Source organism: Plantactinospora alkalitolerans (assembly GCF_015690345.1).
Taxonomy (GTDB): Bacteria; Actinomycetota; Actinomycetes; order Mycobacteriales; family Micromonosporaceae; genus Plantactinospora; species Plantactinospora alkalitolerans.
In genome coordinates this window covers 1-23,552 of the sequence record NZ_JADPUN010000245.1, presented here as the reverse complement: position 1 = coordinate 23,552, position 23,552 = coordinate 1, and the positions used below count along the sequence as shown (strand labels likewise).

22 protein-coding genes and 1 pseudogene are annotated in these 23,552 nt (G+C 71.1%); 14 read left to right on the top strand and 9 right to left on the bottom strand.

Annotated elements, in window-relative coordinates; genetic code table 11:
• Positions 1–81 precede the first annotated feature (81 nt).
• Complete coding sequence (locus I0C86_RS27450; RefSeq protein ID WP_196204189.1) at positions 82–1,380, top strand: hypothetical protein; 1,299 nt, start codon at positions 82–84, stop codon at positions 1,378–1,380.
• A 76-nt stretch (positions 1,381–1,456) separates the two neighbouring features.
• On the opposite strand, the gene I0C86_RS27445 is transcribed toward I0C86_RS27450, so the two are convergent.
• From I0C86_RS27445 to I0C86_RS27410, 8 genes are all read right to left on the bottom strand, one after another.
• Positions 1,457–3,508 carry an amylo-alpha-1,6-glucosidase gene (locus tag I0C86_RS27445; protein WP_196204188.1) on the bottom strand — a complete coding sequence of 684 codons (2,052 nt, stop codon included), beginning with the start codon at positions 3,506–3,508 and terminating at the stop codon, positions 1,457–1,459.
• Complete coding sequence (locus tag I0C86_RS27440) at positions 3,498–3,881, bottom strand: SCP2 sterol-binding domain-containing protein (RefSeq protein ID WP_196204187.1); 384 nt, start codon at positions 3,879–3,881, stop codon at positions 3,498–3,500. Before I0C86_RS27440 ends, I0C86_RS27445 begins: the two co-directional genes overlap by 11 nt.
• Positions 3,882–4,025: 144 nt before the next feature.
• A complete protein-coding gene (locus I0C86_RS27435) occupies positions 4,026–4,949 on the bottom strand; it encodes an urease accessory protein UreD (protein ID WP_196204186.1) in 924 nt (307 codons plus the stop codon).
• Entirely contained in the window at positions 4,949–5,719 is a 771-nt protein-coding gene (gene ureG / locus I0C86_RS27430) for an urease accessory protein UreG (protein WP_323373877.1), read from the bottom strand. The genes I0C86_RS27435 and ureG overlap by 1 nt, the downstream gene beginning before the upstream one ends.
• Before the next feature lie 7 nt (positions 5,720–5,726).
• A complete protein-coding gene (locus tag I0C86_RS27425; protein ID WP_196204185.1) occupies positions 5,727–6,446 on the bottom strand; it encodes an urease accessory protein UreF in 720 nt (239 codons plus the stop codon).
• Positions 6,447–6,476: 30 nt separating this feature from the next.
• On the bottom strand, positions 6,477–8,177 hold the full coding sequence (locus I0C86_RS27420) for an urease subunit alpha (protein WP_230394888.1): 1,701 nt from the start codon (positions 8,175–8,177) through the stop codon (positions 6,477–6,479).
• 5 nt (positions 8,178–8,182) lie between these two features.
• Positions 8,183–8,557: an urease subunit beta gene (locus tag I0C86_RS27415; RefSeq protein ID WP_196204183.1), complete on the bottom strand. Its 375-nt coding sequence runs from the start codon at positions 8,555–8,557 to the stop codon at positions 8,183–8,185.
• A gap of 10 nt (positions 8,558–8,567) precedes the next feature.
• Entirely contained in the window at positions 8,568–8,870 is a 303-nt protein-coding gene (locus I0C86_RS27410) for an urease subunit gamma (RefSeq protein WP_196204182.1), read from the bottom strand.
• Between the two features lie 162 nt (positions 8,871–9,032).
• On the opposite strand from I0C86_RS27410, the gene I0C86_RS27405 reads away from it, so the two are divergent.
• The 6 genes from I0C86_RS27405 to I0C86_RS44775 all read left to right on the top strand — a co-directional run bounded on the left by I0C86_RS27405 (position 9,033) and on the right by I0C86_RS44775 (position 14,435).
• Positions 9,033–9,587, top strand: a complete 555-nt coding sequence (locus I0C86_RS27405) for a hypothetical protein (protein WP_196204181.1) — start codon at positions 9,033–9,035, stop codon at positions 9,585–9,587.
• Between the two features lie 96 nt (positions 9,588–9,683).
• The gene (locus I0C86_RS27400) at positions 9,684–10,595 is read left to right on the top strand and encodes an ABC transporter ATP-binding protein (RefSeq protein ID WP_196204180.1); all 912 of its coding nucleotides are present in this window, start codon (positions 9,684–9,686) and stop codon (positions 10,593–10,595) included.
• On the top strand, positions 10,595–12,223 hold the full coding sequence (locus tag I0C86_RS27395; RefSeq protein WP_196204179.1) for an ABC transporter permease: 1,629 nt from the start codon (positions 10,595–10,597) through the stop codon (positions 12,221–12,223). The genes I0C86_RS27400 and I0C86_RS27395 overlap by 1 nt, the downstream gene beginning before the upstream one ends.
• Positions 12,224–12,364: 141 nt before the next feature.
• Entirely contained in the window at positions 12,365–12,874 is a 510-nt protein-coding gene (locus I0C86_RS27390) for a GbsR/MarR family transcriptional regulator (protein ID WP_230394883.1), read from the top strand.
• A 233-nt stretch (positions 12,875–13,107) separates the two neighbouring features.
• Positions 13,108–13,869 carry a hypothetical protein gene (locus I0C86_RS27385; RefSeq protein WP_196204178.1) on the top strand — a complete coding sequence of 254 codons (762 nt, stop codon included), beginning with the start codon at positions 13,108–13,110 and terminating at the stop codon, positions 13,867–13,869.
• 158 nt (positions 13,870–14,027) lie between these two features.
• A complete protein-coding gene (locus I0C86_RS44775) occupies positions 14,028–14,435 on the top strand; it encodes a hypothetical protein (RefSeq protein ID WP_196204177.1) in 408 nt (135 codons plus the stop codon).
• A gap of 84 nt (positions 14,436–14,519) precedes the next feature.
• On the opposite strand, the gene I0C86_RS27375 is transcribed toward I0C86_RS44775, so the two are convergent.
• Positions 14,520–15,173 carry an alpha-ketoglutarate-dependent dioxygenase AlkB gene (locus I0C86_RS27375; RefSeq protein ID WP_196204176.1) on the bottom strand — a complete coding sequence of 218 codons (654 nt, stop codon included), beginning with the start codon at positions 15,171–15,173 and terminating at the stop codon, positions 14,520–14,522.
• Between the two features lie 208 nt (positions 15,174–15,381).
• On the opposite strand from I0C86_RS27375, the gene aspS reads away from it, so the two are divergent.
• The 7 genes and pseudogenes from aspS (at position 15,382) to I0C86_RS27340 (ending at position 23,552) form a co-directional block, all read left to right on the top strand.
• The gene (gene aspS / locus I0C86_RS27370; RefSeq protein ID WP_196204175.1) at positions 15,382–17,190 is read left to right on the top strand and encodes an aspartate--tRNA ligase; all 1,809 of its coding nucleotides are present in this window, start codon (positions 15,382–15,384) and stop codon (positions 17,188–17,190) included.
• Positions 17,191–17,286: 96 nt separating this feature from the next.
• Positions 17,287–18,702 carry a hypothetical protein gene (locus tag I0C86_RS27365; protein WP_196204174.1) on the top strand — a complete coding sequence of 472 codons (1,416 nt, stop codon included), beginning with the start codon at positions 17,287–17,289 and terminating at the stop codon, positions 18,700–18,702.
• A 374-nt stretch (positions 18,703–19,076) separates the two neighbouring features.
• On the top strand, positions 19,077–19,652 hold the full coding sequence (locus I0C86_RS27360; RefSeq protein ID WP_196204204.1) for a helix-turn-helix domain-containing protein: 576 nt from the start codon (positions 19,077–19,079) through the stop codon (positions 19,650–19,652).
• A pseudogene (locus tag I0C86_RS27355) lies at positions 19,649–21,018 on the top strand (MFS transporter); the annotation flags it as partial. The gene I0C86_RS27360 and the pseudogene I0C86_RS27355, both read left to right, overlap by 4 nt.
• A gap of 96 nt (positions 21,019–21,114) precedes the next feature.
• Positions 21,115–21,333 carry a hypothetical protein gene (locus I0C86_RS27350; protein ID WP_196204203.1) on the top strand — a complete coding sequence of 73 codons (219 nt, stop codon included), beginning with the start codon at positions 21,115–21,117 and terminating at the stop codon, positions 21,331–21,333.
• Positions 21,334–21,408: 75 nt separating this feature from the next.
• A complete protein-coding gene (locus tag I0C86_RS27345) occupies positions 21,409–22,986 on the top strand; it encodes a replication-associated recombination protein A (protein WP_196204172.1) in 1,578 nt (525 codons plus the stop codon).
• A complete protein-coding gene (locus I0C86_RS27340; protein WP_196204171.1) occupies positions 22,983–23,552 on the top strand; it encodes a hypothetical protein in 570 nt (189 codons plus the stop codon). The genes I0C86_RS27345 and I0C86_RS27340 overlap by 4 nt, the downstream gene beginning before the upstream one ends.

Sequence of the window (23,552 nt, the reverse complement as noted above, 5' to 3'; positions counted from 1 at the left end):
TGTCCAGGCGTCCACGACCAGTGGTGAGCACCGCCCGTGGGGCACGGCAATCCGCCAGGAGAAGCGATAGGGTCACGAATCGTGGCGTACCCCTCTGACCCTGGCCCACTCGAATTCCTGTCCCAGCGCTACACCCAGCTGCGTCTGCTCGGCCAGAACGCGGTGGCCGAGCTGTACGGCGGTGTCGACCAGGCCGGCGCCCCGGTGAGCGTGGTGGTGCTGACCGCCTCGGCGGCGGCGGACCAGCAGTTGCGTGGTGCGTTCGGCGCGGCGGTGGGCAACAGCAGCTACGCCCCGGACGCCGGGGAACTGTCGGTCCACGGGGCCGACCTGTCCGGGCCCCGGCCCTGGGCGGCGACCTACCAGCAGCCCGGTGAGCCCGGCGCGGAGCGGCTGCTGGCGGGACTTCCCGGCGGGCCGATCACCGGCACGCCGCCCGGCGCACCGCTTCCCGGATCGCTGCCCGGCGGACCGTTCGCTCCGCCGACGTCGGGTGCCGCTCCCGGCTACCCGTCCGGCCCCGGCTATCCGTCCGCTCCCGGCTACCCTTCCGGCCCCGGCTACCCTTCCGGCCCCGGCTACCCGCCAGGCCCCGGTTACCCCTCCGGCCCTGGCTACCCGGCCACGCCCCCGCCGCGCTCGGGGATGTCCACCGGGGCGAAGACGGCGCTGGTCGCCGGAGGTGTCGTCCTGCTCCTGATGGTCGGGCTTGGAGTGTTTGCCATCAGCAGGCTCGTCACCGGTTCGAACCCGGTTGCCACCTCGACGGGCCGCCCGTCGCCGCAGGACTCCCCGTCCCTGCCGGACCCGTCGGCGAGCCCCGAGCCGAGCGGCACCGACCCGTCCGGCGGTCCGGGCGAGCCCACCCCCGGGGCGGGGGAGCCGACCCTCCGTCCGGCGAAGCCGGTGACCGTACTCGGCCGGTCCTACGCCGACGGCGAGAAGACGTACACGATGGCGTTCGCCGGCTGGCCGATCGCGTTCCGTACCCCGGGGACGTGGGGCTGCATGGGCGGGCAGCCGAAGATTCCGGACAGCAAGGTGTGGGTCTGCATCGACGAGGGCAACCCCGGCAGCCGACAGCGGGCGAACGTGCTGCTGCGTCCGTGCCCGACCACCTGCACCCCCGCCGAGCAGAAGGCGATGAACCAGACGTGGCTGGACGAGCCGGAGAAGGCCAAGGTGGTCCGCCAACGCACCCACTACGTGGAGACCAAGGCCAACGACAAGGGCCTGTACACGGTGGACGCGAGCCACTTCTTCACCGACCCGAACGACGCGACGAAGCACTGGCAGGTCGGCGTCTACGTGGAGTCGCCGCCCGGCACCGCCGACCAGGTACTGAAGATCCTCAACGACGTCGTCACCCAGGCCGGTTGATCCGTAGTCGCACCGGAACCTGAGACTCGCACGCCCGTCAACACCATCATCGAACCCGCCGCCGCAATCGCGACTGTCAGCAGTTTGACGCGGTCGTGCTGGGGCGACCGAGCGCGTCGGCGATCCCCCATCGGCCACAGATGCCGAGCAGCGCGATCTGGCCGAGCCGGGGCGGGACCGCGGCCTTGACGACCAGGTGGTCACCGTACGTTTCGAGCCCGAGCACGGTACGCAGCAACGACAGGATCGCCCCGGCTGACCACCCCTGAGGGCTGGAGGCGGTGGGGTAGCGGACCGGGAACGTGGTCAGTTGCCGGTCGTAGCCGGCGAACGCCTCCGGTAGCCGCCCGTTGAAATACGCCCCGGCCTCGAAGATGGCCTGGGCCACGGTGCCCGCCTCGGTCGTGAAGCCGTACCGGCGCATTCCCTCCGCGATGACCGAGTTGTCGTACGGCCAGACGGTGCCGATGTGGTAGCCGACGGGGTTGAAGTTCGACTGGCCGGCGGCGAGGGTGCGGACGCCCCAGCCGGAGAAGAGTCGGGGTCCGAGCAGGTGTTCCACGAGCGCCTCGGCCCGGTCCGGGTCGACGATGCCACTCCACAACAGGTGTCCCAGGTTCGATGCGAGCGCGTCCACCCGGCTGCCGTCGGTCTCGCGGGCCAGCGCGTAGTACCGCCGGTCCGGCAGCCAGTAGTCCCGGTTGAACCGCTCCCGCAGCGCGTACGCCTGGTGCTCCAGCCGGTCGGCGTACCCGGGATCGCCCCAGAACGTACGCGCGAGCCGGGCTCCGCGGATCTTCGCGTCGTACGCGTAGCCCTGGACCTCGCAGGTCGCCCGGGGGAAGCCGGGCAGGCGGCCGTCGGCGTAGCAGATCGCCCGTTCGGACTCCTTCCAGGACTGGTTGGGTTGTTCACCCGGCGCCCTCGGCCGCTGGTACCACAGGTAGCCGTCGCCGGCCAGGTCGCCCCACTCGTCGAGCCAGTTGAGCGCCCGCCGTGCTTCGTTCTCCAACCGGCGCACCAGCTCCACATCGCCGGTCCAGCGCTCGTACTCGTCGAGCAGCACCACGAACAGCGGGGTCGCGTCGACCGAGCCGAAGTAGCGGGCGTAGGGACGCTCCTCGAACGCCGTGCTCTCGCTCCAGCGGAGCAGATGGAGGATCTTCCCGGGTTCCTCCTCTCGGAAGTCGTCGAGCTTCGTTCCCTGATAGGCGGCCAGCGTCCGCAGCGTCGTGGCGGCCAGCTCGGGCAGGAACGGCAGCGTCTGGAGGCTGATGAAGATGCTCTGCCGGCCGATCAGCGTGTTCAGCCACGGCAGACCCGCGCACGGTAGCTGGCCACCGCCCTCGATCGACGGACTGCGCAGTGCGGCCAGGTCGATCAGACTCCGTCGGTAGGTCGCGGTGAGCGTGCCGAAGTCGCACTGCAACCGAGGTGCCCGACCGATCCACCGGTCCAGATCCTCCCGCACCCCCTCCTTCAGCTTCCGAAGCATGGGCATTCTGCCGCCGGTGACCTCGTCGCCACTCGGGGCGCTGATGTCGGTCGCCACCCGCAGCCGGGTAGCCCAGCTGCCATTTGGGGGGATCCGGACGGCGAACGTCATCCCGTCCCGGTCGACCTCTGCCGGCTCGGTGCTCTGGATCAGCGTCGCCCGGTGGAAGCCCTCGCGGCTGTACCGGAGGTGCAGATGGTGGTTCCCGACCTCGTGGTGGTAGCGACCCTTCTTCCGCACCGCGGGCCGTCCGATGTCGTCGAGGTCGGCGAAGTCGCTCGCGGCATCCAGCCGGATCGTCAGGTCGGCCGGATCGCCGCTGTGGTTGAGAATCTGCAACTCCTCGTCGAGGCCGCTCACGATCGACCGATGCCGGATCACCGAGAGGGTGGCGTTGACGTAATGCGTCGGCTGGCCGGGCACCAGGAAGAACCGCGCCTCGAAATACTGCAGGTCGTCGACGGAGAGCGGGGTCAGCCGCTTCCCGTCGATCGTCACGATCCATCTGGAGAGGAAGCGGGTGTCAAGGTAATACAGCCCGACCGGATCCCTCGCGGCCGGATCGACGTCCCCGTTTCTGTCGCTGACCAGGAACGTGAAGCCCTCCAGGATACTGACCTGGTCAGCGTCCATGATCCCCGCCACCTCTGCCGGGAACCCGCTCGGGCCCATGTGAGTCCGGCGGGCCGGGTAGCAGGCGCTCGAAGTAGATCATGATGAGCGGTGGGCCACGATAGGTAATCTCGTTACGCAGGGCCGCCGTTGTCGGGTCCTCTCCAGCCACGAGCCGGTCGAAGACCTCACCATCCGCGGCGATCACCAGGTCCGCCTCCCGCTCACCATCCCGACGGAACGAGAACTCGTCCTCACCCAAGGTGAGATACCAACGGTCCATCCGATCCGGCCGGCGCAGGTCAAGGCGAATGGTCGCCGCGAAGCCGCTGGGCAGCAGGTGCATTCGCCGCCGAGCCGGGCCAGCGAAGTACTCTGCCGTCCGGTCCGTCATCCTTCCTTCCTTTCGCCGCCGCAGGGCCGACCGACGCCGGTGAGCACCGAGCGCCGCCGGAAGTCCGGTGAGCACTGCCAGAAGTGCAGCTTGACTCGCTTACGGGTCAGTCCGCATCACCCTGATCGGGTGGGCCGACGGGCGTTACTCCGCATCTCCGGCGGTCGCGGAGGACGCTGCTGGGGATACCCGAGCGATCGGAATCGCCCGGAACCGAGCCGTCCGTTCCGGTACGTATCGGCGGACGGACAGCCGGTCGAGCCGCGCGCGGACCGCCCGTGGATCGGCACCGACCGCATTGACCAGCATCGCCGGTCCACCGGCCAGCGGCAGCACGGCCGCCGTGGAGTGTTCCGGCGCGGCCCTGCGCACCCCGGTCGGGCCGCCGGCCGAGTCGGGCCGTCCGGAGCCGTCGTCCGGCCCGGCCATCCAGACGCAGCGGGTCGGCTCCTGCGACGTCGCATCGGACCAGGCAGGGTCGACCACCAGGAGCGATCCGACCGCGCGGGCGCCGTCGAGCACCGCCGGGCCGGACCATCCGGACGCGCGCGGCCCGACCGCGAGATCGTTGCGGAGCAGGGTACGGCCGCCGTACCGCAGCGTCGTCTCGATCCGTACGTCGCCGACCGGCTCTGCGTACCGGCCGCAGACCAGCTCCTCACGCCACAGCAGGGTGGCCCCCTCGGCGAGCGCGATGCTGGTGACCGTGCGGTGGTCACAGCCGGCCGCCCCGATCAACGGCTCGGGGAGCCAGCGCAGCCGACCGCCGGCCGCGACCCGGGCGGTGATGTGCAGCCGGGACTGGCCTCCCGCCGGCCCGGGTAGCGCCAGTGACGCGGCGACACTCCGTACGCAGAGCCGGGCGTCGGGGCCGACCTCGATCTCGATCCGGAGGTCGTCGCCACCGAGCGGTCCGGCCGCCCCACCGACCAGGTGCAGTTGCACCTCGCCCTCCGAATCGGACGGAAAGGTGCGTCGCGGCAGCAGCGGGGGTTCGCCGCGCATCGCCGCCAGCCGGGTACCCCGGACGGGGTCGGCGACGGCCACGATCCGGGCCTGGGCCCGCATCAGGGTACGAGTTTCGCGGGCCCGCCCCGCCGATCGGTCCGGGCGGGCAGCAGTCCTCGGACCCAGTCCGCGACCATCCCCGCCACCGGGTCGTCGACGAGGGAGAGGAAGACGGTGGGGAGGTCGCCCCGGCGGGCGGCGGAGTCCCGGGCCATCACCGACAGGTCCGCGCCGACCAGCGGGGCCAGGTCGGTCTTGTTGATCACGAGCAGGTCGGCGGAGGTGACCCCGGGACCGCCCTTGCGGGGGACCTTGTCCCCGCCGGCCACGTCGACCACGAAGATCTGATGGTCCACCAGTCCCCGGCTGAAGGTGGCGGTGAGGTTGTCGCCGCCGCTCTCCACCAGGACGAGGTCGAGGGGGCCGAGACTCACCTCCAGGTCCTCCACCGCGTCCAGATTGGCCGAGATGTCGTCCCGGATCGCGGTGTGCGGACAGCAGCCGGTCTCCACCGCCCGGATCCGGTCGGCTGGCAGTACGCCGTTGCGGAGCAGGAAGTCGGCGTCCTCGGTGGTGTAGATGTCGTTGGTGACCACGGCCAGTCGAAGCTCGTCGCCCAGCGCCCGGCAGAGCGCCGCGACCAGTGCCGTCTTGCCCGAGCCGACCGGGCCGCCGATGCCGACCCGGACCGGTCGGGTCGTGCCGGGCACGGGGGAGGTCAGCGGCGCGTGCGGGTCGACGCCGGGGTCGGGATGGGTGTGTGGCACCTCGTCGACGGCGTGCTCGTGCGGACCGGTCCCGTGGTCGTGTGACCCGGTTCCGTTCTGCACCTGTGGATCAGGACGCAAAGAGACGCACCTCCCAGTTGGCGTGTACCTCGGCACCGATCTCCAGCAGTGGTGCGGAGTCGGCGGGGAGCAGGTCGATCGGGTCACCGGCCCGCGCGGCGGCGAGCGCGGCGAGCCGGTCACACTCGCCGGCCAGCTCGGCGAGCAGGCTGTGCACGCCGTACGGGTCGAGGCCGAGCAGTCGTACGGCCGCGCTCGCGGGTCCGCTGACCGTCCCGTACGCCCCGGCGACCGCCGCCTCGGCCGGTGGAAGTCCGGCCGCCGCCGCCACGATGCCGAGCGCCACCGGATGGTGCCGGTCCCGCTGTGCCGGGTCGACCGACCAGATCGCCCGGCCGGCGCGGAGCAGGGCTCGGCCCTGTACCCGGGACGCCCGGCGCAGTGCCGGGGACGGGGTGCGGGCGTCGAGACCCTCGTCCAGCGCGTCGAGCCGGTGCCGATCGAGGGCGTCATCGTGCCCGGCGTCGGCGTCGGCGTCGGCGTCGGCGTCGGCGGCGCGCACGGTGCGGGCGGCGACACAGGCGGCGGCGGCGAACGCGGCGGTGATCCGGCCGGTGGTGGCGAGCCGACCCCGGAGGAACCCGGACAGCCCGGCGAGATCCCGGAGCCGGCCGCTGCTGACCGCGGCCTCCAGCCCACCCGAGTGGGCGTGGCCGCCGGCGGGCAGTCGTCCGTCGGCGAGTACCAGCAGGGTGGCGAGCCCGGTCACGTCATCTCCTCGCGCACGTGCACACGCTGCTCAGAAGAGGAAGTACCGCTGGGCCATCGGCAGCTCGGTCACCGGCTCCGGCAGGGCGACCTCGCCGTCGATCCGGACCGTGAAGGTGTCCGGCTCGACCTCGATGCGCGGCAGCGCGTCGTTCAGCGGCAGGTCGGCCTTGCCCCGGGACCGGGTGTCGACCACCGGGGCCAGAACGCGCCGGATGCCGAGCCGGTCGCCGAGCATCGCGTCGATCGCGGCGGGCGCCACGAAGGCGAGACTCGTCGCGGCCGGGACCACGCCGTACGCGCCGAACATCGGCCGGGGCAGCATCGGCTGCGGCGTCGGGATCGAGGCGTTGGCGTCGCCCATCTGGCTGAGCGCGATCATGCCGCCCTTGATCACCAGGTGTGGCCGTACCCCGAAGAACGCCGGGTCCCAGAGCACCAGGTCGGCGAGCTTGCCCCGCTCGACCGAGCCCACCTCGCCGTCGATGCCGTGCGCGACCGCCGGGCAGATGGTGTACTTCGCCACGTACCGGCGGGCCCGCAGGTTGTCGGCGGCGCCGTCGCCGGGCAGCGCGCCCCGCCGGGCCTTCATCACGTGCGCGGTCTGCCAGGTACGGATTATGACCTCGCCGATCCGGCCCATCGCCTGCGAGTCCGAGCCGATCATCGAGATCGCACCGAGGTCGTGCAGGACGTCCTCGGCTGCCATCGTGCTCGGCCGGATCCGGCTCTCCGCGAACGCCAGGTCCTCCGGCACGGTCGGGTTCAGGTGATGGCAGACCATCAGCATGTCCAGGTGCTCGTCCAGGGTGTTCCGGGTGTACGGCCGGGTCGGGTTGGTCGACGACGGCAGCACGTTCGGCTCGCCCGCCACCGTGATGATGTCCGGCGCGTGCCCGCCGCCGGCCCCCTCGGTGTGGTACGCGTGGATCGACCGGCCGGCGATGGCCCGCAGGGTGTCCTCGACGAACCCGGCCTCGTTGAGCGTGTCGGTGTGGATCGCGACCTGGACCCCGGACGCGTCGGCGACCCGCAGGCAGGCGTCGATCGCCGCGGGTGTGGTGCCCCAGTCCTCGTGCAGCTTGAAGCCGCCGGCCCCGCCGCGCAACTGCTCCCACATCGACTCTTCGCTGACCGTGTTGCCCTTGCCGAGCAGCAGCACGTTGATCGGCCAGGGGTCGAGTGCCTCCAACATCCGGCCCAGGTACCAGGGATTCGGCGTGACGGTGGTCGCCTTGGTCCCCTCGGCCGGTCCGGTACCGCCGCCGATGATCGTGGTGATTCCGCTGGCCAGCGCGGTCTCGAGGATCTGCGGGCAGATCAGGTGTACGTGGCTGTCGATCGCACCGGCGGTCAGGATCTTTCCGTTGCCGGCGATGATCTCGGTGCCGGGCCCGATCACCAGATCGGGATGGACGCCGTCCATGGTGTCCGGGTTGCCGGCCTTGCCGAGCGCCACGATCCGGCCGTCCCGGATCCCGACGTCGGCCTTGACCACGCCCCAGTGGTCGAGCACCAGCGCACCCGTGATCACCGTGTCCGGGGCGCCGTCGGCGCGGGTCACCAGGGACTGGCCCATGGACTCGCGGATCACCTTGCCGCCGCCGAACACCGCCTCGTCGCCGTACCCGCAGTGGTCCTGCTCGACCTCGATCAGGAGGTTGGTGTCGGCGAGCCGGATCCGGTCGCCGACGGTGGGGCCGTACAGCGCGGCGTACCGGCGCCGGTCCATCGTGCTCACGCCACCTCCCCGGTGGCCCCGGTGTCTCGCGATGCGGCCGGGCCGGTTCTGGGTAGCCCCGGCGCGTCGAGCGGGCCGGCGCACTCGCCGCGCAGTCCGGGGACCGTGCGGGTGCCGCCGAACGGCACCAGGTCGACGTCCCGGCCGATGCCCGGTTCGAACCGCACGGAGGTGCCGGCCGGTACGGCGAGCCGGTGCCCCCAGGCCGCGGTACGGTCGAACTCCAGTGCCGGGTTCGCCTCCGCGAAGTGGTAGTGCGAGCCGACCTGGACCGGCCGGTCAGCGGTGTTCACGACCGCGACGGTGCGGACGGGCTTGCCGGGGTTGATGTTCACGTCACCCGTGCCGGGTAGCACCTCGCCGGGAGTCACGGCCGCCCCGTCACGGAATCGGCTCGTGTACGGTCACCAGCTTCGTACCGTCCGGGAACGTCGCCTCCACCTGCACCTCCGGGATCATCTCCGGGACACCATCGAGTACGTCGTCGCGACCCAGCACGTTCCGTCCGGTCTCCATGAGTTCCCCGACGCTACGGCCGTCCCGGGCACTCTCCAGCAGGAACGCCGTGATCACGGCGATCGCCTCCGGGTAGTTGAGCCGCAGGCCACGCTCGCGCCGACGCCACGCCAGATCGGCCGCGACATGGACCATCAGCCGTTCTTGCTCGTGATGGGTGAGGAACATCAACTACCTCCGCAGCGGCGACTCAGCGGATCGTGTCAGTCAGACATTTCGATCAGGTTACGCCCGTCGTGTCGCAGGTCCGCGGGCCGAGTTGCCGCCTCGAGGTGCTTCTGGACGGTGGGAGTCCTGTTAGGGTTCCGGCTCGTCCACGGGGGAGGATCGATGATGACGTCGCGTTCGCGGTTGTGGGTGGGGCTGGCGGCCGGGGTGCTGTTGGTCGGCCTGGCCGGTTGTGCCGGGTCGAAGCCGGCGGCGCCGGCGGAACTTCAGGATCCGTGCGTGTTGGTCACCGACGAGATGCTCGGTCGACTCGCCCCCGGGTCGAAGCGAGAGTCCTCCTTTCAGAAGTACGGCGAGAGCAGCGGTTCCAAGCAGTGTGCGATCGACCTGAACTCCGAGACCGGACCGTTCAGCGGTGATATCGCGATCAAAGTCGAGGTGACCGACTTCGACAGTTTCGACGCCCGATGGCGCGCGGACCGGTGCGCCGACGTGGGCGCCAAGCCGACGTCGGACGGGCCGGGCGACCACTCCTGCCTCGTCGTGCGGCCCTGGAAGGACGGCGAGGCGCGGGTGGACGGTTGGGCGTGGGTGGGCGACAACTACGAGGTCTACGTGGCGTACCAGTTGGTGGAGCCCCAGACCTTTCCCACGGGTGCGGAACAGGACATGCGTGACCTGCTCGCGGCTGGGGTGGACTCGCTGCCGACGGACTGACCGGACGACGGAGATCGGTCGGCGACGAAAGTCTTGACGAAATCCATACACTTCCCAGTTTTCACAACTTTGTGAAATCGCCGTAGCATCGGATCCATGACTACTGCGATCTCGGTCTCCGGCGTGGTGAAGTCCTTCGGTCGGAGCCGTGCACTGGACGAACTGGACCTCTCCGTCGACGTCGGCGAGGTCCACGGATTCCTGGGACCGAACGGCGCCGGGAAGTCGACCACGATCCGCGTACTGCTGGGGCTGCTGCGCGCCGACGCCGGCCAGGTCAGCCTGCTCGGCGGGCATCCGTGGCGGGACGCCGTGGCCCTGCACCGCCGGCTGGCGTACGTACCCGGCGACGTCAACCTGTGGCCGAACCTCACCGGTGGCGAGGCGATCGACCTCTTCGGGGCGCTCCGTGGCGGCCTGGACAAGCGACGCCGGGACGATCTCCTCGAGCGGTTCCAACTCGACCCGACCAAGAAGGCGCGGACGTACTCGAAAGGAAACCGGCAGAAGGTCGCCGTCGTCGCCGCCTTGGCCTCCGACGTCGAGCTGTACATCCTCGACGAGCCGACCTCCGGGCTGGACCCGCTGATGGAGGCGGTCTTCCAGGAGTGTGTACGCGAGGTCAAACGGGACGGCAGGACGGTGCTGCTCTCCAGCCACATCTTCTCCGAGGTGGAGGCGCTCTGCGATCGGGTGAGCATCATCCGGCAGGGGCGGACCGTCGAGTCCGGAACCCTCTCCCAGTTGCGCCACCTGACCCGTACGGCGATCTCGGTGGAGACGGCCCGGCCGATCAGCGGACTGGTCGAACTGCCCGGCGTGCACGACGCCCGGGTGGACGGCGCGCACGCGACATTCGACGTCGACGCCGCCGAACTGGACCGGGTGCTCCAGCACCTGCACCGGTTCGAACTGCGCGCGCTGACGAGTTCCCCGCCGTCACTGGAGGAACTGTTCATGCGGCACTACGGCCACCAGGAAGCCCGCGCAGAACTGGCCGGTGTGTGATGGGCGGCACCCTCACCGGCACCGTCCGGCTCGCTCGGCTGGCGCTGCGCCGCGACCGCGTACAACTGCCGCTCTGGATCGTCGGCACGACCGTGCTGCTCTCCGGCACGTACGCGGCGGCCCAGGAGCAGTTCCCGACCGAGGCGGACCGGCTCACGGTGCTGCGTACCGCCGTCGAGACCCCGGCGATCCTGATGCTCCGGAACGTGCCCACCGGAACCAGCAACGGCGAGATGATGGCGTTCCAGATCTTCCCGTTCCTGGTCGTGATGGCCGGCTTCATGAGCACCCTCGCCGTGGTCCGGCACACCCGGCAGAACGAGGAGACCGGGCGTACCGAGATGGTCGGCTCGATGGTGGTCGGCCGGCACGCCAGCCTGACGGCGGCGATGATCGTCACGGCCGGCGCCAACCTGGTCCTGGCCGCGCTGCTCGCGCTCACCCTGATCGGCAACGGCGAGCCCACCGCCGGTTCCCTGACGCTCGGCCTGGCGGTCGGCGCCGGTGGCCTGGCCTTCGCCGCGATCGCGGCGATCGCCGCCCAGGTCAGCCAGACCGCGCGGGCGGCGAACGGGATCGCCGCCGCCGCGATCGGCGCGGCCTACCTGGTACGCGGACTCGGCGACGCGCTCGGCGACATCCGGCCGAACGGATACACCATGACCACGGCCTGGCCGAGCTGGCTGTCCCCGATCGGCTGGACGAGCCTGACCCAGCCCTTCGCCGGAAACCGCTGGTGGCTGCTCGGGCTGCCGCTGGCACTCGCCGTCGGTGGAACCTGGCTGGCCTTCGCGTTGACGAACCGCCGGGACATCGGGATGGGTATGGTCGCCGCCCGTCCCGGCCCGGCCACGGCCGCCCCCGGACTGCTCAGCCCGCTCGGCCTGGCCTGGCGGTTGCAGCGCGGCACGCTTCTTGGCTGGGCCATCGCGGTCGGCCTGTTCGGGGTGACCATCGGCTCCCTGTCCAGCGCGGTCGAGGAGGCGTTCGACGGCAACGAGGGCGCGACCCGCACCATCCGTGAACTCGGCGGAGAGGGCAGCCTGATCGACTCGTTCTACTCCGCGATGCTGGCCATCATCGGCGCGATGGTCGCCGGCTACGCGGTCCAGGCGCTGCTCCGGGTCCGCGCCGAGGAGACCGGCGGACGGGCGGAACCGACCCTTGCCACCGGCGTCCACCGGCTGCGCTGGCTGGGCAGCCACCTGGCCGTCACGGTCTTCGGCGCGGTGCTGCTGCTGGCGATCGCCGGGATCTCCGCCGGCCTGGTGGCCGGGCTCGCCGCGGGTGACACCGGCGGCCGGCTGGCCGACCTGACCGTCGCCGCCCTGGTACAGCTCGCCCCGGCACTGATCATGATCGGCTTCGTCCTCGCCGCCTTCGGCCTGGTCCCCCGGCTGGCCGTCGGGATCGGCTGGGCCGGATTCGCCGTCGCCCTGATCTTCGGCCAGCTCGGCGAGCTGCTGAACCTGCCCCAGGCGGTCCGCGACATCTCCCCGTTCAGCCACGTCCCGGCGCTGCCCGCCGCCGAGGCCAGCGCGACGCCCCTGGTGCTGCTGGCGGTCGTAGCAATGGCCCTCACCGCGGCCGGAATGGCCCTCTTCCGGCGCCGCGACCTCGCGCCCTGACCCTCGGGTGTAAGGAGGGGGCCCTTCTTATCGTTTTCTGTAGAAGAAGGGCCCCCTCCTTACACCCCTGAGGCGACGCATTGGCCGGCTGACGCGTTGTTGAGGCAGAATTACACGATCTTCACAAACTAAAGAAGGACGATGATGACCCGAACTGAGGGCCGGCGGGACGAGGAAGCGGTGCGTCGCTTCGTCGAGCAGTTCGCGCTGACCTTCAGCGATCTGGGCGTACCCCGGATGCCGGCGCGGGTGCTGGCCGCGCTGATGGTGACCGACGAGCCCGGCCTCACCGCCGGAGAGATCAGCGAGCGGCTCGGGGTGAGCCTGGCCGCCGTCTCCGGCGCGGTGCGCTATCTCCAGCACGTCGGCCTGGCGGTCCGGGAGCCGGTCCCGAACTCCCGTCGGGACCGGTACCGCGCCCTCGGCGACGCCTGGTACGCGCAGGGCATCCGGGACGGGCTCTACCAGAAGCTCGCCGCCATGATGCACCAGGGCGTACTGGCCGTCGGCGACGAGACCTCGCCATCCGGCGAGCGGTTGGCCGAGATGCGGGACTTCCTGCTCTTCGTCGAGGCGGAGATGGGTGTGCTCATCGAGCGCTGGGACAAGCTCCGCCAGGCGAAACGGGAACAGCGGGCGGAACAACGCTGACCCCGACCAGCGTCGTCTGTCGGTGATCTGCCTGCTCGTACATGTGTCTCAAGCTCGGTACACCAGTAACATTGAGTGACATCCGGGCGACGGAGTTTCGTCGATCACCGGCCTGGCGGCCCGCCCAGCGGTCAGGGGCTCATGCCCTTGAGAACTGCGGGCGGACGGAGCGGCGTCGGGAAACCTCATCCGGCGCGGAGGCTCGCGCCCGCAAGGTCTTTCGGGAGAGACCCATGCCTACACCGCTCGTTCCGCTGACCCGTTGGCCCGGACCCGCCACCACCGGTGTACCCGCCAACACCACCCTGACGTCGTCCGGTTCTCTGGACCTGCGACGAGACGGGCAGGTCGTCACGAACCTCAACATCACCGGCCGGGTCAGCGTCTACGCCAGGAACGTCACGATCCGCCGCTCGAGGATCATCTCCGACGGCCCGGCGTTTCCGATCCGTACCTTCGACTCGGCGGTCAACCTCGTGATCGAGGACGTGGAGATCGACGGCCGGGGAAGACCGCCGGCCGGCGTCTGCTTCGACGACTACACGCTGCGCCGGGTCAACCTCCATCATGTACCGGAGGGGATCTGGCTCGGCTCCCGGACCAACGTCCTCGACTCGTGGATCCACGATCTGGTCCGGATACCGGCATCGCACAACGACTGCGCACGTGTCGCCGGGGCGACGGATGTCGTTCTCCGGCACAACCGGCTGGACGCCTACCGACCGAGCACGTCGGAGACGATGAACTCGTGCCTCACCCTCGGCACGGCGGTGCGCAACCTCCGCTTCGAGGAGAACTACTGCAACGGCGGTGCGTACACGATCGGGATCCGTCCCGATCTGATCGCGTCGGCGGTCGTCTTCCGGCACAACGTGTTCGGCCGGAACTACCGGTACGGCATCATCGGGCGGCCCGCCCACCCGGGCGTCACCTGGGAGCCCAGCAACGTCTGGTTCGACAACGGTCATCCGGTGCTCGCGTCCGGGCAGGGCTGATCCGTGGGTGCCATCAGGATGGTGTCAGGACGGCACCCCTTCGAGGTGACGTCACTTGTCACCGCGGTGCTGTGCGGGAGCCTGCTGATCGGTTTCGACAGCAGCCCACGATCGGTCGCCGTCGCCGAGGTACCACTTCTCGTAGGAAGGGATCCCCGGTGATCGCGCCAGCGTCATCCCATGCAGGCCCGGCCTGGGTGCAGATCCTCCTCTCCATCGTCGGAATTCTCGGCGGCACCGGCGGGGTCGGCGCCATGGCCGCGGTGCTGCTGCAGCGCCGCAAGTTCAACGCCGAGGCTGCCGACGTACTGACCGACACCGCGCTGACCCTGGTCCAACCGCTCAAGCTCCGGGTCGCGGAGTTGGAAGCGGAGACGGTCGTCGCCCGGCAGGAGGTGGAGAAGGCGGCCCGGGAGGTGTCCGACCTTCGGGCGGCGGTCTGGGAGACGACCGCGTTGATCCGACGATGGCGGTCGGCGATCCTGGCCCCGAACGCGACGCTCGGCCAGCTCCGCACCCTCGTCTCGGACACCCGCAGCGTGCAGGACGACGTCTACCGGGGATGACGGCTCCGGTTCGGCCGATGCCGGCGGGCCGGGAGCGGCGCGCTGGTTCAGGCGACGCCGGCGGGCCGGGAGCGGCGCGCTGGTTCAGGCGACGCCGACGGGCCGGAACTGCACGCTGACCCGGGGGCCGACCGGGCGGGACGTCTTCGGGACAGCGTGTTCCCAGGTCCGTTGGCAGGAGCCGCCCATCACGACCAGGTCACCGTGACCGACCGGAAAACGCAGGCTGGTCCCGCCGCCGCGCGGGCGTAGCAGCAGCGGCCGGGGCGCACCGAAGGAGACGATCGCCACCATCGTGTCCTCGCGGGCCGAGCGGCCGGTGGTGTCACCGTGCCAGGCGACGCTGTCCCGCCCGCTGCGGTAGAGGCACATTCCGGCGGTGACGAACGGCTCGCCCAACTCGGCGGCATAGTGCCGGGTCAGGCTGCGCCGGGCCTCGGTGAGCACCGCGTGCGGTAGCGGCTCGTTCCCGTCGTACCAGCGGAGCAGGCGTGGGACGTCGACCACCCCGTCGTACATCCGGCGGCGCTCCGCCTGCCAGTCGACGCCGGTCAGCAGGGTGTGCAGCACCGCGTCGGACCCGTGGACCCAGCCGGGCAGGTGGTCGACCCAGGCGCCACGGCTCAGTTCGTGCCGGCGGATCCGCCCGGCGAGTGGGCCGAGTCCGGCGCCGTCGCCGACGATGCCGTCGTCCGCCGCGAGGTCCAGCATCGAGGGCTGGTAGGCGCCGACTGTCATGCGGTCATGATAACCCTGGTCGAACGCCAGTACGAAGGACCGGTGGCCTGGCGCCGGATCGTACCGATCGTGGCTCGTGGCGTCGTCCGGATCCGGTCGGTGCCGGTCCATGGGACGAGCTGACCGGCGCCGGGCGGTTCGGACCGTCCTGACAGAATGTCGGGGCAGCAGTCCGGACCACCCGGTTACTTGTGAGGAGACAGTTGTCGTGATCCGTACCCATGACGCCGGCACCCTGCGGGCGGCGCACGCCGGCACCACGGTGACCCTCGCCGGCTGGGTGGCCCGTCGGCGGGACCACGGCGGCGTCATCTTCGTCGACCTCCGGGACGCCTCCGGCGTGGTGCAGGTGGTGTTCCGGGAAGGCATGGACTCGGCCCACGCGCTGCGCAACGAGTTCTGCATCAAGGTCACCGGCGAGGTGACCCGGCGCCCCGAGGGCAACGACAACCCCGAGCTGCCCACCGGCGAGATCGAGGTCACGGTCAGCCGACTGGAGATCCTCTCCGAGGCGGCGCCGCTGCCGCTGCCGGTGGACGACCAGGTGGAGGCCGGCGACGACGTACGGCTCAAGTACCGCTACCTCGACCTGCGTCGCGGCGGTCCGGCCCGGGCGTTGCGGCTGCGGTCCCGGGCCAGCCACCTCGCCCGGGGCGTGCTGCACGACCGCGACTTCCTGGAGATCGAGACCCCGACCCTGACCCGGTCGACGCCGGAGGGCGCGCGGGACTTCCTGGTCCCGGTACGCCTCCAACCCGGAACCTGGTACGCCCTGCCGCAGTCTCCCCAGTTGTTCAAGCAGCTGCTGATGGTCGGCGGGATGGAGCGGTACTACCAGATCGCCCGCTGCTACCGGGACGAGGACTTCCGGGCCGACCGGCAGCCGGAGTTCACCCAGCTCGACATCGAGATGTCGTTTGTCACGCAGGACGACGTGATCGACCTCGGCGAGGAGATCGTCGGCACGCTCTGGCGGGAGCTGGCCGGGCACGAGATCAGCCAGCCGATTCCGAGGATCACCTGGCACGACGCGTTGGACCGCTACGGGTCGGACAAGCCGGACCTCCGTTACGGGGTCGAGTTGACCGAGCTGACGGACTACCTGCGCGGCACCGAGTTCCGGGTCTTCGCCGGCGCGATCAACGCCGGTGGGTACGTCGGGGCGGTGGTGATGCCGGGCGGTGCCGGGCAGACCCGCAAGGAGCTGGACGGCTGGCAGGACTGGGCCAAGGCCCGCGGCGCCCGTGGCCTGGCGTACGTGGTGCTCGACGCCGAGTCCGGCGAGGCCCGGGGACCGGTGGCCAAGAACCTCTCCACGGAGCACCTCACCGGGCTGGCCGACGCCGTCGGGGCCAAGCCGGGAGACGCGGTCTTCTTCGCCGCGAGCACGGAACGGCGGGAGGCGCAGGAGTTGCTCGGCGCGGCCCGGATCGAGATCGCCAAGCGGGCGGGCCTGGTCGACGAGAGCGCCTGGGCGTTCTGCTGGGTGGTGGACGCGCCGATGTTCGAGCGCACGGACGAGGGCGGCTGGACCGCCGTGCACCACCCGTTCACCTCGCCGAACGCGGACTGGGTGGACCGGTTCGAGGAGGCTCCGGACCGCGCGCTGGCGTACGCGTACGACATCGTCTGCAACGGTAACGAGATCGGCGGTGGCTCGATCCGTATCCACCGGGCGGACGTACAGCGTCGGGTCTTCGACCTGCTCGGCATCACGCCGGACGAGGCCACCGACAAGTTCGGGTTCCTGCTGGAGGCGTTCAAGTACGGCCCGCCGCCGCACGGCGGCATCGCGTTCGGGTGGGACCGGGTCTGCATGCTGCTGGCCGGTGCCGAGTCGATCCGCGAGGTGATCGCGTTCCCGAAGACCCGGGGCGGATTCGACCCGCTGACCAGCGCGCCGACCCCGATCACGGCGCAGCAGCGGACGGAGGCGGGCATCGACGCGAAGCCGAAGACTGCCGCCGCGCCGCAGGGCGGGACGGCGGGAGTGGCCGCTCCGGTCGAACCCTCCTGACCGACTCGTCCGGCTCGTCCGGCTCGTCCCCGGCCGACATCTGGTCGGCCGGGGGTGGCCGTCAATAGACTTGCCCCGGATGCTCATACTCGGACCATGGCGCCCAACCCTGATCTGATTATCGACATAGACCCGAGCGAGGCGGGGTCCGAGATCGTTCGGACCGTCGTCCTGCCGTGGTCCGGACAGAGCATGCCGCTGCGTATCCCGGCCGGACTCAGCGACGGTACCGTCCTCCGACTGCCCGGCATCGGACCCGCGACAATGCCCGGGGGACCACCCCGGGACGCCTACGTGCAGGTCCGAATCGTGCCGGGCGGAGGCGGTGCGATCCCACCACAGTTCGGAGCCGCGCCGTTCGGTGCGACTCCGCCGCCGACGTCGGCCCCGCCCACCTCTCCGTACGGCACGGGCCCGGTCCCGCCGACGTCGGCGCCGCCGACCGCTCCGTTCGGTGGACCGCCCCAGTTCGGTGGACCGCCGCAGTTCGGTGGGCCGCCGCAGTTCGGCGCCTTCCCACCCGCACCGCCGGCCAAGTCCGGGCGGGGCAAGGTTCTCGTCATCGTGGGCGCCGCGGTCGCCGTGGTGCTGCTGATCGCGCTCGCCGTGCCGCTGCTCCTCTGGATGAACGGCGACGATTCGACGGGCCCCGGAAAGACCGCCTCCGGCCCCGGCAAGGACACGCCGGCCGGCGCCCAGCCGATCAGCGCCCAGGAGTATCAGGCCCTGCTGGCCGAGGTCGACAAGTCGGTGGCGCCCGCCTTCACCAAGCTCGCCGGGGCGAAGAACCCCAAGGCGGTCGGTTCGGCGGTCGACGGCATCGAAACCGCGCTCAACCAGCAGATCGAGGCGCTTTCCAAGGTGGTGCCGCCGGCGAACGCCGCCACGGCGCACGCCGATCTGCTCCGTGGGCTGGAGGGCCTGGGCGACTCGGTGGCGGAGACGGGCTCGGCCGCCGGTGCCGGCGAGGTCTGCCTCGGCTCGTCGGCGCTCGCGCGGCTCGGCCGGGAAGCGGCGAGTGAGGACGTGCGGTCCGCGCAGCAGGCGCTGGCGGCGGCGGATCCCGCACAGCCGTACCAGGTCGGTTCGTTCGTGCCGAAGAAGGCCACGGACACCAACCGGCGGCTCAAGAACGGCACGTTCCTGAAGCGGGTCCGTAGCGGTCAGGGACAGCTGAAGATCGAGAACGGTGGCAGCACCGACGCGGTGATCAACGTGGTGCTCGGCAGCGCCAAGAGCCCGACCGTGAGCGTGTACGTCCGGGCCAAGGGGAAGCTCACGGTCTCCAGCATCAAGGACGGCACGTACCGGATCTACATGACCAGTGGCAAGGACTGGGACGCGAAGGCCAAGTCGTTCAGCCGCGACTGCGACTTCTCGCGGTTCGAGGACACCTTCAAGTTCAGCACCACCTCCAGCCAGTACACGATCTGGACCATCACGCTGACCCCGGTGGCGGGTGGCAACGCGCAGACCAGCGACGTCGACCCGGATGCCTTCCCGGGAGGCTGAGCGGTACCGGGGTCGCCGGTCGCGACCAGATGGGTACGGCGCCTGCTGACGGTGTGCCGGCCGGGTCCACGGACCCGGCCGGCACATCCGTGCGGTGCCGGGCTTTCCGGCCGAGGCGGGTGGCATCCGTGCCCGCCTCGGCGTTGCGCCGGGCCGGGGCGCTGCTGAAGACCCGGCTTCGGGGTGTCAACGAACTCCTTCCCGCCGTCTGACGGGCCCCCAGGGGGCCCGCCAGACGTTTTCGACCTGCAAGCTATGCACAACTATTGTGCATAGTATCTGTGCACAAGTATTGTGCATGGGTGTCGAGTTCACCATCGAACCCCGAGAACAGCTCCTCCCAGGTCCGGCTGGGCAGCGAGCAGATCCGCGTCATGGCCCATCCGCTCCGCCTCCGGCTGCTCGTCGAGCTACGTGCGCACGGTCCGGCCACCGCGACCGGGTTGGCCCAGGCGCTGCATACCAACTCCGGGGCGACCAGTTACCACCTGCGTCAGCTCGCCGACGTCGGCCTCGTGGTGGAGGAGCCCGACCGGGGCACCGGCCGGCAGCGCTGGTGGCGGGCGGAGCATCAACTCAGCAGTTGGAGCGCGAGCGACTTCGACGACGACCCCGACGCCCGAGCGGCTGCGGACTGGCTCTACCGGTACGCGTTCCGGATCCACGCGGACCAGGCCGAACGCTGGATCACGAACCAGCACGACTACCCCGTCGAGTGGCGGGACGCCGTCGGCCTCTCCGACTTCCTGCTCCGGCTGACTCCGCAGCAGCTCCGGCAGCTCAACGACGACCTGTACGCCGTGATCGACCGCTACCGGCACACGTTCCCGGCGGTCGACACCCCGGCCGAGCCCGGCGACGGCACCGAACAGGTGCTCCTGTACTGGCACAGCTTTCCGGTGCGCGGGCCGATCGCGCTCGCCCGCCCCGACGAAGAGGAGACGCCGTGACCGCGTTGACCGGTCGTCAGGCCCGACGCCGCTACCTGGTGCTGCACGGACTCCGGTGGCTGCCGATCGGCTTCCTGATCCCCGTTCTGACCCTGCTGCTGCTGGAACGAGGGCTCACCCTGCCCGAGATCGGCCTCGTCGCCGCCGCACAGGGACTGGTGGTGCTGGCGCTGGAACTGCCGACCGGCGGTCTCGCCGACGCGCTGGGCCGCAAGCCGGTGCTGGTCGCCGCCGGGCTGATCAATCTCGGTTCGCTGATCCTGTTCGTGGTCGCCGACTCGGTCGTCCTGTTCTTCCTGACGTTCGTGCTGATGGGGATCTTCCGGGCCCTGGACAGCGGCCCACTCGAGTCCTGGTACGTCGACGCCGCGCTGGCCGCCGACCCCGACGCCCCGATCGAACGGGGGCTCAGCGGTGGGGGAGTGGTCCTCGGCATCTGCCTCGGCGCCGGGGCACTGGCCAGCGGCGGCCTGGTCGCGCTGGGCCCGGTCGGCCCGGTCAGCGCGCTCACCCTGCCGGTGGTGGTCGCGATCGCCTTCGAGATCGTCGCCCTGATCGCCCTGCTCCTGCTGCTGGTCGAGGTACGTCCGACCGGCGGTGTCGGCACGCTGCGCGGCTCCCTGCGGGCGGTACCGGGCGTGATCGGTGGCGCGTTCGGGCTGCTGCGCCGGTCCCGGATCGTGCTCGCGCTGGTCGCCGTCGAGTTGTTCTGGGGCTTCGGCATGGTCACCTTCGAGGTGCTGTTCCCGGTACGCCTGGCCGAGGTGCTCGGCAATCCGGAGAGGGCGGCGGCGCTGCTCGGTCCGACCGCCTCCGCCGCCTGGCTCGCCTCGGCGGGCGGCGCGGCGGCGATCGCGTACGCCAGTCGGTGGCTGGGCGTGCCGTTGAGCGCCGCGCTGCTCCGGATTCTCCAGGGGGCGACCGTGGTCGGGATGGCGCTGCTGGCCGGGCCGGCCGGGATCATCGCCGCCTACCTCTTCTGTTACGCGGTGCACGGTGCGTCCAATCCGATGCACATGGGACTGCTGCACCGGCAGGTGGACGGTCCGTACCGGAACAGCGTCGTCTCGCTCAACTCGATGGTGGCCCAGCCGGCCGGCGCGCTCGGTGGCGTACTGCTGACCGCGCTGGCCGGTGCGACCACGGTCAGCACGGCGATGCTGGTCGGAGCCGTGGTGCTGGCCGCCGCCGCCCCGCTCTACCTGCCCGCCTGGTGGGCGGCTCGACGGCCGTCCGGCGCGTCGCCGACGGATCGACCGGACCTGGTCCGGCAGCGGGGCGCCACGCAGGACCGCCCGCTCGAGTCGGGCAGCCCGAGCCTCGGGTAGCACCGATCGGCGCGGGCCCGCCGTCGGAAGTTGTCGGATATCTGTTCGGCAACGCGGGCAGGGGGGTGGATTGGCGGACGTTGCCGTCGGGTACATCCTGGCCGACCTACTGGGACCCCCACCGGGAGGAACTGATGCTCGCCTACATCGCCGCCGGCGTTTTCGCGTTCGCACTGCTGCTGGACCTGTTCGACGAGAACCTTGGTGCCCCTGACCTGTTCAACTTCCCCACTCTGGTGCTGATCGGTCTGCTCTGCCTCGCCCTCTACCTTGCCGGGGTGGGACGTGGCCCGGGCAGCGCGGGTGGTGGCGGCGGTCGGTGGTACCGAGGCCGCCGGCCAGGTCGGGGCTGATTTGCGCCGGATCGCGACCGGCCCGGTTATCGGTGCATTTCCGGCACCGATAACCGGGCCGGTACTGTCTTCGTGATGGAGTCCGACGGCCTATTCTCACTCGTCGATCCCGCTGGCGGGCGCACCGCACCGGCCGGGACCGGCGCCGACGGCTTCACCGTACCCTCCGCGGACTCGCCGCTGCCGGTACGGATGCGTCCGACCAGCCTGGACGAGTTGATCGGTCAGGACCATCTGCTCGCACCGGGCGCACCGCTGCGGCAACTGGTGACCGGGACATCGCCGATGTCGGTGATCCTGTGGGGCCCGCCGGGCAGCGGCAAGACCACCATCGCGCACCTGGTGGCGAGCGCCACCGAGCGGCGGTTCGTGGCGATGTCGGCACTGTCGGCCGGGGTGAAGGACGTACGTGCGGTGATCGACACGGCCCGTCGCGAACGCCGGGCCGGCGGCCGCCCCACCGTGCTCTTCATCGACGAGGTGCACCGGTTCAGCAAGACCCAGCAGGATTCGTTGCTGGCCGCGGTCGAGGACCGGACGGTGACGCTGCTCGCGGCGACCACCGAGAATCCGTACTTCTCGGTCATCTCGCCACTGCTTTCCCGGTGCGTACTGCTCACCCTGCAGCCGCTGGACGATGAGGCGGTACGCGGGCTGCTGCGCCGTGCCGTCATCGACGAGCGCGGACTGGCCGGCACGTTGACCCTCGCCCCGGACGCCGAGGACCACCTGGTCCGGCTAGCCAGCGGCGACGTACGCAAGGCGCTCACCGCGCTCGAGGCGGCGGCCGGGTCGGCGCGGGCGCTGAGCGGCACCGTGATCGACCTTTCCACCGCGGAGCAGGCGGTCGACGTGGCGGCGGTCCGCTACGACCGGGACGGGGACGCGCACTACGACGTGGTCAGCGCGTTCATCAAGAGCATGCGGGGTTCCGATGTGGATGCCGCACTGCACTGGCTGGCCCGGATGCTGGTGGCGGGTGAGGACGCCCGGTTCATCGCCCGCCGGATCGTCATCTTCGCCAGCGAGGACGTCGGGATGGCCGACCCGGGTGCACTGAGCGTGGCCACCGCCGCCGCGCACGCGGTGGAGTATGTGGGCCTGCCGGAGGCGCAACTCAATCTCGCCCAGGCGGTGATCCACATGGCCACCGCGCCCAAGTCCAACTCGGCGACCACGGCGATCGGCGCGGCGATCGGGGACGTACGCGCCGGGCGGGGTGGCGCGGTGCCCAGGGCGCTGCGCGACGCCCACTACGCCGGTTCCAGGGGACTGGGACACGGCACCGGCTACCGCTATCCGCACGACGACCAGCGGGGGGTCGTGACCCAGCAGTATTCGCCGGACGATCTGGTCGGGGTGGACTACTACCAGCCTGGAGCACACGGCGCGGAGCGGGCGGTCGGCACCCGGCTGCCCCTGCTGCGCCGGATAATCCGCGGACAGCCCGCCCCGGCGGCCGACGACGGCGTACGCCCGGCGAACGGCGTAGGTCCGGCGAACGGCGTAGGTCCGGCGAACGGGGCACGTCCGACCAGCGTCGACGTACCGGCCGGCGAGCCGGCCGACGCGGGCAGGGTGACGGAAGGGGCCGTGAACGGCACGGTGACGGCAGACGGCGGCGGGGCATCCGCGGGGGAGGAACACCAGTGAAGTCGCGCGGTTCGGAGCGGGGCGAGGACGGCCACGACGAGCGGCGGGAACCACGGGGCAAGGGCCGCCGCTGGGGACGGGGGAAGCCGGAACCCGCAGCCGTACCCGAGGAGCCGGAGGTCAGTGGCGAGGAGCTCGGCTGGATCGCCGACCTGCGGACCGCCAAGGAGCAGCAGGCCGACATCGGCCCGGCCGGTGGTACCTCCGCCGACCCACCCGTCCGTCCGCCCAGCGCGTACGACCGGTTGCCGGAACTCGGACCGGACTCCGGCGGCCCGACGGCGCCACCGGGGATGGACCCGGCGGCCTCGGCCGAGCCGGTTCGGGGCCGGGGTGGCGACGCCGCACCGCCGCCCGGAGCACCGGTACCGGACCGGCGCGCGGCGGATTCCGCAGAGCCTGGTCTGCCGCCCCGACCCGGCGAACCCCGACCATCGGCGGTGCCACCCGGACCGCCGGACCGGCCACCGGTCGTGCCGGCCCCGCCCCTCGGTCGGCCCGGCCGACCGAGCGATCCGGCGGCTGCCTCTTATACACATCTCCGAGCCCACGAGACCGGAGCCTAA

Bases quoted from the DNA above. Each gene is read 5' to 3' on its own strand.
- I0C86_RS27405 (WP_196204181.1), top strand. From the start codon at position 9,033: ATGATGACGTCGCGTTCGCGGTTGTGGGTGGGGCTGGCGGCCGGGGTG.
- I0C86_RS27390 (WP_230394883.1), top strand. From the start codon at position 12,365: ATGATGACCCGAACTGAGGGCCGGCGGGACGAGGAAGCGGTGCGTCGC.
- I0C86_RS27385 (WP_196204178.1), top strand. From the start codon at position 13,108: ATGCCTACACCGCTCGTTCCGCTGACCCGTTGGCCCGGACCCGCCACC.
- I0C86_RS27445 (WP_196204188.1), bottom strand. From the start codon at position 3,508: ATGGACGCTGACCAGGTCAGTATCCTGGAGGGCTTCACGTTCCTGGTC.
- I0C86_RS27375 (WP_196204176.1), bottom strand. From the start codon at position 15,173: ATGACAGTCGGCGCCTACCAGCCCTCGATGCTGGACCTCGCGGCGGAC.
- I0C86_RS27360 (WP_196204204.1), top strand. From the start codon at position 19,077: ATGGCCCATCCGCTCCGCCTCCGGCTGCTCGTCGAGCTACGTGCGCAC.
- I0C86_RS27400 (WP_196204180.1), top strand. From the start codon at position 9,684: ATGACTACTGCGATCTCGGTCTCCGGCGTGGTGAAGTCCTTCGGTCGG.
- I0C86_RS27350 (WP_196204203.1), top strand. From the start codon at position 21,115: ATGCTCGCCTACATCGCCGCCGGCGTTTTCGCGTTCGCACTGCTGCTG.
- I0C86_RS27365 (WP_196204174.1), top strand. From the start codon at position 17,287: ATGGCGCCCAACCCTGATCTGATTATCGACATAGACCCGAGCGAGGCG.
- I0C86_RS27345 (WP_196204172.1), top strand. From the start codon at position 21,409: ATGGAGTCCGACGGCCTATTCTCACTCGTCGATCCCGCTGGCGGGCGC.
- I0C86_RS27420 (WP_230394888.1), bottom strand. From the start codon at position 8,177: ATGGACCGGCGCCGGTACGCCGCGCTGTACGGCCCCACCGTCGGCGAC.
- I0C86_RS27395 (WP_196204179.1), top strand. From the start codon at position 10,595: ATGGGCGGCACCCTCACCGGCACCGTCCGGCTCGCTCGGCTGGCGCTG.
- I0C86_RS27435 (WP_196204186.1), bottom strand. From the start codon at position 4,949: ATGCGGGCCCAGGCCCGGATCGTGGCCGTCGCCGACCCCGTCCGGGGT.
- I0C86_RS27440 (WP_196204187.1), bottom strand. From the start codon at position 3,881: ATGACGGACCGGACGGCAGAGTACTTCGCTGGCCCGGCTCGGCGGCGA.
- I0C86_RS27410 (WP_196204182.1), bottom strand. From the start codon at position 8,870: ATGTTCCTCACCCATCACGAGCAAGAACGGCTGATGGTCCATGTCGCG.